Origin of the sequence: Spirulina sp. 06S082 (assembly GCF_034932145.1) — a bacterium.
In the GTDB taxonomy this organism is placed as follows: domain Bacteria; phylum Cyanobacteriota; class Cyanobacteriia; order Cyanobacteriales; family Spirulinaceae; genus CCY15215.
This window is the reverse complement of record NZ_JAYGHV010000065.1, coordinates 1-8,511: the sequence shown is the minus strand read 5'-3', so window position 1 is coordinate 8,511 and position 8,511 is coordinate 1. Positions and strand designations below refer to the sequence as shown.

Annotated in this window: 4 protein-coding genes; 3 read left to right on the top strand and 1 reads right to left on the bottom strand. The window is 38.6% G+C overall.

Translation table 11 applies throughout. The annotated features are described in order from the left end of the window. Positions 1-765: Asp-tRNA(Asn)/Glu-tRNA(Gln) amidotransferase subunit GatB (gatB, locus tag VB714_RS06450; RefSeq protein WP_323222319.1), on the bottom strand; the 765-nt coding region annotated here is incomplete at its 3' end. Between the two features lie 197 nt (positions 766-962). Here gatB and VB714_RS06445 point away from each other — a divergent pair. From VB714_RS06445 to VB714_RS06435, 3 genes are all read left to right on the top strand, one after another. Then, positions 963-3,014: a hypothetical protein gene (locus tag VB714_RS06445; RefSeq protein ID WP_323222316.1), complete on the top strand. Its 2,052-nt coding sequence runs from the start codon at positions 963-965 to the stop codon at positions 3,012-3,014. Next, the gene (locus VB714_RS06440) at positions 3,007-4,026 is read left to right on the top strand and encodes a hypothetical protein (RefSeq protein WP_323222314.1); all 1,020 of its coding nucleotides are present in this window, start codon (positions 3,007-3,009) and stop codon (positions 4,024-4,026) included. Before VB714_RS06445 ends, VB714_RS06440 begins: the two co-directional genes overlap by 8 nt. 17 nt (positions 4,027-4,043) lie before the next feature. Beyond that, positions 4,044-8,511 (top strand): DEAD/DEAH box helicase (locus tag VB714_RS06435; protein WP_323222313.1); only part of this gene is annotated, 4,468 nt, incomplete at its 3' end.

Sequence of the window (8,511 nt, the reverse complement as noted above, 5' to 3'; positions counted from 1 at the left end):
GGCTTTAATCTGGCGATCGATTTCATGGTCTATCGCCTTTTGGATAGCACTAAAGGAGTTCATGTTTTTGATTTCCACTTTTGTGCCAAATTCTTTTTGTCCGACGGGACGAATGGAAATATTGACATCACAACGCAGAGAACCTTCCTGCATATTGCCGTCACTAATGCCAAGATAGCGGACAATGCGGCGCAATTCTTGACCGTATTCAGCCGCTTCTACCCCGGAACGAATGTCAGGTTCTGAGACAATTTCTAAGAGGGGAACCCCTGCGCGGTTAAAATCTACAAGGGAGTGGGTAGAACCGGAAAGGCGATCGCTACCCCCATGAACCAGTTTTCCCGCATCTTCTTCCATGTGCAAGCGGGTAATGCCGATCTTTTTGCGAATGGGTTCATCACCAGGTTTTTCAATGATTTCAATGTCTAAGTACCCATGTTCGGCGATGGGGAGATCGTATTGAGAAATCTGGTAGTTTTTGGGCAGATCGGGATAGAAATATTGCTTGCGATCGAATTTACTATAGGGGGCAATTTGGCAATTGAGGGCGAGTCCTGTTTTAACGGCAGATTCGAGGACTTTCTCGTTGAGGACGGGGAGAACCCCTGGATAGCCAAGGCAAATGGGGGATATATTCGTGTTGGGGGGTGTACCGAATTCTGTGGAAACGGGACTGAAAATTTTTGTTTTCGTGTTCAATTGACAGTGGGTTTCCAGTCCGATCACGGCTTCATATTGGGTTTTGGTTGCGGTTGCTGCGCTCATATTCTGGACTCGTGAATATATTTAGTAATGTATTTATTATATCGATGAGGGCGAGGGGAACTTGCAATGGCGCGATCGCGCTTTGATAGGTTCGGTATAATAACCACAGAATTTACAATTGTGTTTTAGGAGAAAACGGCTATGACCGAGGCGATCGATATATACTTTAACCAGAATCTGTGTCAGGGACAATAAAAATGTCTTTAGAATATCTAGATTGGAATGAATTAATTGCCTCACATTTTTTTCGATCCGAAAAAAGAGTACAACCGGTTTATTTATATGTTACAGAATCGTTAATTAACGAACTCGGTTCAGATCGAGGAGGCGATCTTCAAGATTTCATCAAAACATTAAACACAGGAGTTCCTTGGGTAACAAGACATAATCAAGGAATTTGTCAAAAAGCCTTACAAAGTTGGGAGAATTGGCGCGATAATCCACACTATAATTCGGATTATTCTTATCCTCCTTATATTGGATATTTAACACTATTTGTTCTAGCAGCAGGAATTGAAGGTGATTTTTCGTCTAATTCTTATTATCCACGTTTGAGATCCTTATTAGGTGAAGAATTAAAAACCGGACAATATCCTTCTTTCGAGAAAATGCACCAACTTTGGGAAGATTTAGAACAATGGGCAAATGAAGATACCAATGGGGAATGGGGTATATTTAATTGCATTACAATTGGGCAAAACCGTCATATTAGTTTTCCTTTAGCTCAAATGCTGTTAACGGAAGAAGAACAGAAAAATTTACCTAATATTTTTGCTGAAGCAGATTTAGACCCTCTTTCCCTACCTTCTGAAACCGCGATCGCATCTCTATTATCTCTACACGGAAAACAATATCTACGATCTCATACTCTTAATTTATTAAATGAAAATGATGAACGTTGTCAAATTTTAATTGAACGAATCCTCGAAGAGTTAAATCACTGGGATGGAAGTGTTATAGAGACAAATTCTAAAATTTACTATGGTAATTTAAGGTTATGTTGTAAATTGGATGAAATTGCTGGAGTGACAGAGATAACTTTGCGATGTACAAGTCGATATGATTTGCCAGAAAATGATTTAGATTTATTGATTGAAGGAAATAATGAGATTTATTCTTGTTCGGAAGAGATAGGGGGATGGTCATCACATCTCAAGTTAAATTCACGAAATTTGGATGCGTCTCAATTTGATTTTGATTGGGAAAAAGGATTCAAAATGCGATCGCAAGATGGAGAATGGTGTTTTAAATTCTCTGGATCGCCAGTCAGAATCCTAATTAAAGGTCAAAATTACGATCTACCGGGATGGGTCGAAACCTCACAACTCCCTAAAGAAAAACCTTTTTATCTACTCGTCCATCCTGACCATATTGAGGCAATTGAAGCATGGGGAAATTCTGCTTGTCAAGGTTTTGAAAAAGTGAGGATTAATCAAGGTTTACCGCAAGGATGGAGTTTATTTAAAGTAGATTTTGCGAAGAGTGACAATCTCGTTAAATCAAAATATCCTAATTTATCGTTTCCTTCTACTATTCGACTCTCTTTCAAAGGAGGACTACGCTTAGATCGAAGAAATCTTTTCTTTACATTTGCACAACCAGATATATTATTACAGGGTCATAATGAAGAGATTGATATTGATTGTCAAGATCAGAAGTTATCGCCAATTTCATTTGGTGTTTATCAACTTCCTGAAAATTTACCCTTAAATGAAAAAATAAGTATTACAGCACGTCATCAAGAGGAAATTATTCAGCAGATCAACCTGACTCTAATTAATGATAATCTTCAGAATTCATCTAATTCTAATGATACTCCTGATTACACAAGAGATGTTTTTGGAAGTTTTACCGAATTAGAAGAGAGTAATCATGCAAAAATCAGGGGTGCAATTGTTGAAGGATTTGAGATTCCCGAATTTAACTTTAATACACTTTTACCTATTCAAGGAACTAATCGTATTATTTTTATTGGTCGAAAAGTTGGACAAATTGCAACACCATCAGAAATTCTCGAACAAGATTGGACACCCATTTGGGCGATCGCCTCGGGCCGTCGCAGTCGCGTACAATTTTGCGGTATAGATTTTAATGAAGTAAGTCCGATCGCTGAAAAATATGGCGATCGCAAACAATTAAAACAATGGAAAAAATTCCTCTGGTACGATCGCAAAGTTATTACTCCTCCCAAGGAGCAAAAATTACGCTGTTTATGGAATAAATATCAAAAGGAGGCCAAGCGTGTCTGAGTTAAAAGCAAACGATCGCGATCGACTTCTCTATGTTATTTCTGCAAAACAGGAGATGTCTTGGAAAAGTTTTAAGGATGCTCTTGATTACTTTTATCATCGAGAGGAGAAATCAAGCGATCGCGAAGAGAATCAAAAAACAAAGAAACTCAAAAATTTACGATCGCAAACTGTCCGAGCATTAGAATCCCTCGCTCATTGCGACTATGATTTTAACAAACAACGCCTTTATATTGCACCTCCAGCTTTGGTGAGAATTCCTTGTATGGGATTTCCTCAAGCGATTTTAATAGGTTCGCGATCGCCTGATACTATCTCTAAATTATCTCAAGATTGTAAATCTGTAGGGATTCACATTAATGTAGAAATGACAGAACAGCCTAGCGATATTATGTTAGCACCTCGGCGGGTTACAGTTCGTGCAGAAGCGATCGAAGAATTACACGAGATCGCTTCAAAATCACAAATTCCTTTTCTCGAAAATCCCGCAGCATGGTCACTTCTCCATTTTTCCGCATCTGTGGATCGGTACTGGGAAACATTACAATGGCAAGAAGAAACTGAACTCAATTGGGATAACAAAACCTTCGATCCGATCTCTTTAAAATTCCGTTCGTATTCTGTTACAAAACAAAATATTCATTTAAGTCAATATACGAATCCTCGAACTCAAGCCAAAGCTCACTATCTATGGCATACTGACAGGAGGTGTGAGATTAAAAACCCAGATTGGGGACGATATGCTATCCTATGGAAAAGCGATCGCCATATCCTCGCTTACGATCGGCGAAGATTTACCCTAGCTGTTCCAGTTGGTGCAAAACTGCCTATCCTGTTAGAAAGAGCATTAACACTTTGTTCGGGTTATCTTCCCAAATTTGTAGACAAAATTCCTCAAATTGACTCCAAAATCTTTGGGTTTCATATCTTCTCTGCTATTCCTCCAAATATCGCTGAAATTCTCGCGCAGAAATTAGGTCAGACACTTAACGAAATTTCCCTCAAACATTAAACACCGGTAAGTTTCCCATGTACGATCCCATTGGTTCTTTTGAAAAAATTCGTGACAATCTTCTCCTCTACGTTAAAACCGCATTCGGGACTCGATTTCCTGAAATAGAACGGGAGAGAGAAAGAAAATTGCGTCAACCTGGAGCATTTTATCAAGAACCCTGGATCGAACCATTACCACAATATCAGCGATCGCCAAAAACAATTCATGACTTAACTTGCGATGATCTTCCTGAATTAGATGAGGATATCTTACAAGATTTTAAAACTTTAGCAGCTTGCGGATTAGTTAGCGATTATCAACTCTACAAACACCAACTAGAAATGCTGCAAAAATCCCTCTTGGGTCAAAATGCAGTTGTCACCGCAGGAACGGGATCGGGAAAGACAGAAGCATTTCTTTTACCTCTCTTTGCCTATCTTACAAGAGAATCAAAAAAATGGAGTTTACCTAACAAAGAACATCCATATCTTAATGATTGGTGGGAGAATGAGGATTGGCAAAATGAATGCGATCCAGTTATCAAGAAAAATCGTCGAATGAAGCGTTCTTTTCGCATTTCTCAAAGAGGTCATGAGACTCGTAAAGCGGCAGTTAGAGCATTGATTTTATACCCAATGAATGCGTTAGTTGAAGACCAGTTAACGCGACTTCGTAAAGCATTAGATTCGGAAAATGCAAAAGAATGGTTTCAGGAAAATCGCCAAGGAAATCGCATTTATTTTGGTCGATATACTGGAGTGACACCAATTCCTGGATATGAAAATAAACAGAATGGAAACCCTCATAAAGATAAAATCGAAAAATTGACAGAAGCAATGCAGCAGATGGATAGGTCTGTAACAGCTATTGAAGAATATATTAAAACAACAGGAGATGATGAGGTTCAATTCTTTTTCCCTCGTTTAGATGGTGCGGAAATGCGCTGTCGTTGGGATATGCAAGACGATCCTCCCGATATTCTTATCACCAACTATTGTATGCTCAGTATTATGCTGATGAGAGATGTCGATAAAGATATCTTTGCCAAAACGCGAGAATGGTTAAAACAAGACGATAGTATTTTTCATTTGATTGTTGATGAATTGCACCTTTATCGAGGAACATCAGGAACAGAAATTGCTTATTTACTGAGATTATTTTTACAACGGATTGGTTTGTATCCGGGACACCCCAAACTGAGAATTTTAGCTTCTAGTGCATCTCTCGAACCCGACGATCCCAACAGTTTAGAGTTTCTCAATCAGTTCTTTGGGACAGAATGGAATTCAGAACAGATTATTCCGGGAGAACAAGAAGAAATTCCTGCAATTGTCGAGCAAGATTTTCTCAATCGCGAACCCTTCATTCAATTCACAAATTTAGTCAGATCACAACCACAAACCAACCCGCAAAATCTATTAAGAACCTCAGAATATCAACGTTGTCAGCAAATTCTTTCTTCTCAAACAGAGAAAGTTGTAGTGAGAATGCTGAATGCTTGTGCGGACAATAAGGGAAATACTCGTGCTGTATCAATCTCTGATTTCTCGACAAAGATTTTTGGTAATAACACCAACAAAGACAAAAATGATTTAGCAGTGAGAGGATTGCTAATGACTCGAGGACTGTGGGAATCTGAAACACTCCCTCGATTTCGATTTCACTGGTTTTTCCGCAATATTGATGGACTTTGGGCTTGTATTCAACCCAACCATGATTGTGAGGAAGAGGAGCAAAGCGAACACCGTCCCATTGGTCAATTATATGTACAGAATCCTCCTATTCTTGATGAGGATGGATATCGGGTATTAGAATTGCTTTACTGCGAACAATGCGGCACTATCTTTTTAGCAGGAAATCGCTTAACGTTGGAAAATGGAGAAGGGTGGGAATTATTACCTACAGAACCGGATATTGAAGGAATCCCCGATCGCAAAGTTGCACTAGCTTTAGATCGCAGAAGTTATGATGAATTTGCCGTATTTTTCCCATCTCGGACAATTAGTAAAGATGCAAAAGAATGGAATCAACCTAAATTGAGTGGTGATGGAAGTGAAAAAGTTCAATGGAGAAAAGCATCTCTCAATACTCGTAATGGTCGCGTTATTTTAGGTAATCCTAATACTGACGATCTTCAACAGTGGATTCAAGGTTATATTTTCTATTTGCGATCGCACTCAGAGGATAAAAAAATAGGTGCTTTACCGTCAGTTTGTCCACATTGCAGTGCCGATTATAGCCGCAAATTAAAAAAATCTCCGATTGGTTGGTTTAGAACGGGTTTTTCTCGCGTGAGTCAATTACTTGCGAAAGAGTTATTTTATCAGTTACCAGACCAAATAGACTCGCGTAAATTGGTTGTGTTTTCAGATAGCCGAGAAGATGCTGCATCCATCTCTAATGGTATTGAACGAACGCATTACAACGATCTGGTAAGAGAGACAATTTTCGACGAACTCATGCAACAAGCGATCGGAGAATTAAGTTTATTAGAAGACCTACAACAACACAGTAAAACTATTCGTCCAGAAGCAGTGCGATTTTCTGAACAGAATTCTGATTCTGTGGAAAGAATACAGAAACAACTCGGAAAAATTAATCGAGAATTACCAACAGATATTGATCCTGAAGATTTAGAAATTCTCAAAGAAGGTAAAGAGAAGGCTCAAAAAGAGATTGAGAAGATTCAAAAAACAGGTCAGACTCGTATCATTCCTTTACGAATCTTGTTTGAAGGATTAGACGATCCTCGCAAGATTGGAATTTTAATCAAAAGATTAGTAAAATTAGGAATAAACCCTGCGGGCAATGATGTCCAATACCAAGAATATAACTATAATGGTCAGTATCAACATTGGACAAAATTGTTTGATTTTGAAACAAATAATTGGCAAGCCGATCTTCCTTCAGAAGCGTTGACTCGCAGAGACGAAACATTGCGCCCAAAAATTAAATCTGAAATTTGCAATAATCTTTTTGGTCGTCTATATTTTGGAATTGAATCATCTGGATTGGGCTATATTTGTCTCAGCTTACCATCTGACGAAAATCTTGAAGAAATTGCCTCTCAATGTGGATGTTCATTAGACACATTTAAGGATATTTGTCAAGGATGTTTGCGAATTCTAGGTGAATTATATCGCTATCCCCAACAACCTCAACTATATCATCTAGATGACTGGAAAGACTGGAAAAATGTTCGATCCAGTTTTCGACATTATGTTGAAAAATGTGCATCATTTAATAATCTGCCTGAAAAGCAATTAAAGAATGCTTTATATCAAGCAATTTGTCAAGAAGGAAAACATCATCATTTTGAACTTGATTCCCGTTATTTATCGGTTCGAGTCGCACTTCCTGATGACTCGGTTTGGCAATGCGAATCGTGCGATCGCCCTCATCTTCACCATGCAGGGGGAATTTGTACCAATACAAACTGTCTTTCACCGTTACCCAAAGAACCGAATAAAACTTGCCAAGATTTATACGATCGCAACTATTATGCAACCGAAGCCGTTAACAAACGTCAGCCATTACGCTTACATTGCGAAGAACTAACTGGACAAACCGACGACCAATCAGAAAGACAGCGACATTTTCGTAATGTTATCGTTAATATCGGAAATGAAACCAGAAAATTCATTCCTCAAGTCGATACAATCGATATTTTAAGCGTTACAACGACTATGGAAGTTGGCGTTGATATTGGTAGTTTAATGGCGGTTATTTTGGCTAATATGCCCCCTATGCGCTTTAATTATCAACAACGTGCAGGTCGTGCGGGTCGTCGAGGACAAGCCTTTGCGATCGTACTTACTCTCTGTCGCAGTCGTTCTCACGATGAGTTTTACTATAAACATCCTGAAAAAATTACGGGCGATCCACCTCCCGTTCCTTTTCTATCGATGTCTCAAGTTGAAATTGCAAGACGTTTGTTAGCCAAAGAATGCTTGTATATTGCTTTTCTTTCTGCTGGTGTTTCTTATTGGGATAGCCCAATTCCTCCAGATAGTCATGGAGAATTTGGAACAACTGAAGCATGGTTACAAAATGATAATGAATTACAAGAAAAAGTTGAGAAGTTCTTGAAAAATTCGCTAGAGATTAATAATATTATTGATACGCTATTACTCGGTGTTCCAGAAATCAACAGTAACGAACTCAAACAATTTGCTCGCAACGAACTTTTTCAAAAAATACAAGAGTGTGCAGAAAATAAAGAACTAGCTGGAAATGGATTAGCAGAACGTCTAGCAGAAGGCGGAATTTTGCCTATGTATGGAATGCCTTCTCGATCTAGAACCTTATATCATCACGATCCTGATGGAAAGAAAAAAGTATCTGAAATCAGCAGAGATTTAGACTTAGCAATTACAGAATTTGCTCCCGGTTCTGAAAAAACAAAAGATAAACGAATTTATACTTCTATTGGTTTTACTGCACCATTATTACCTGGTGCTAAAAATAGCTTAAGACCTGCAAGTAGCGAACCTCTATCACAAC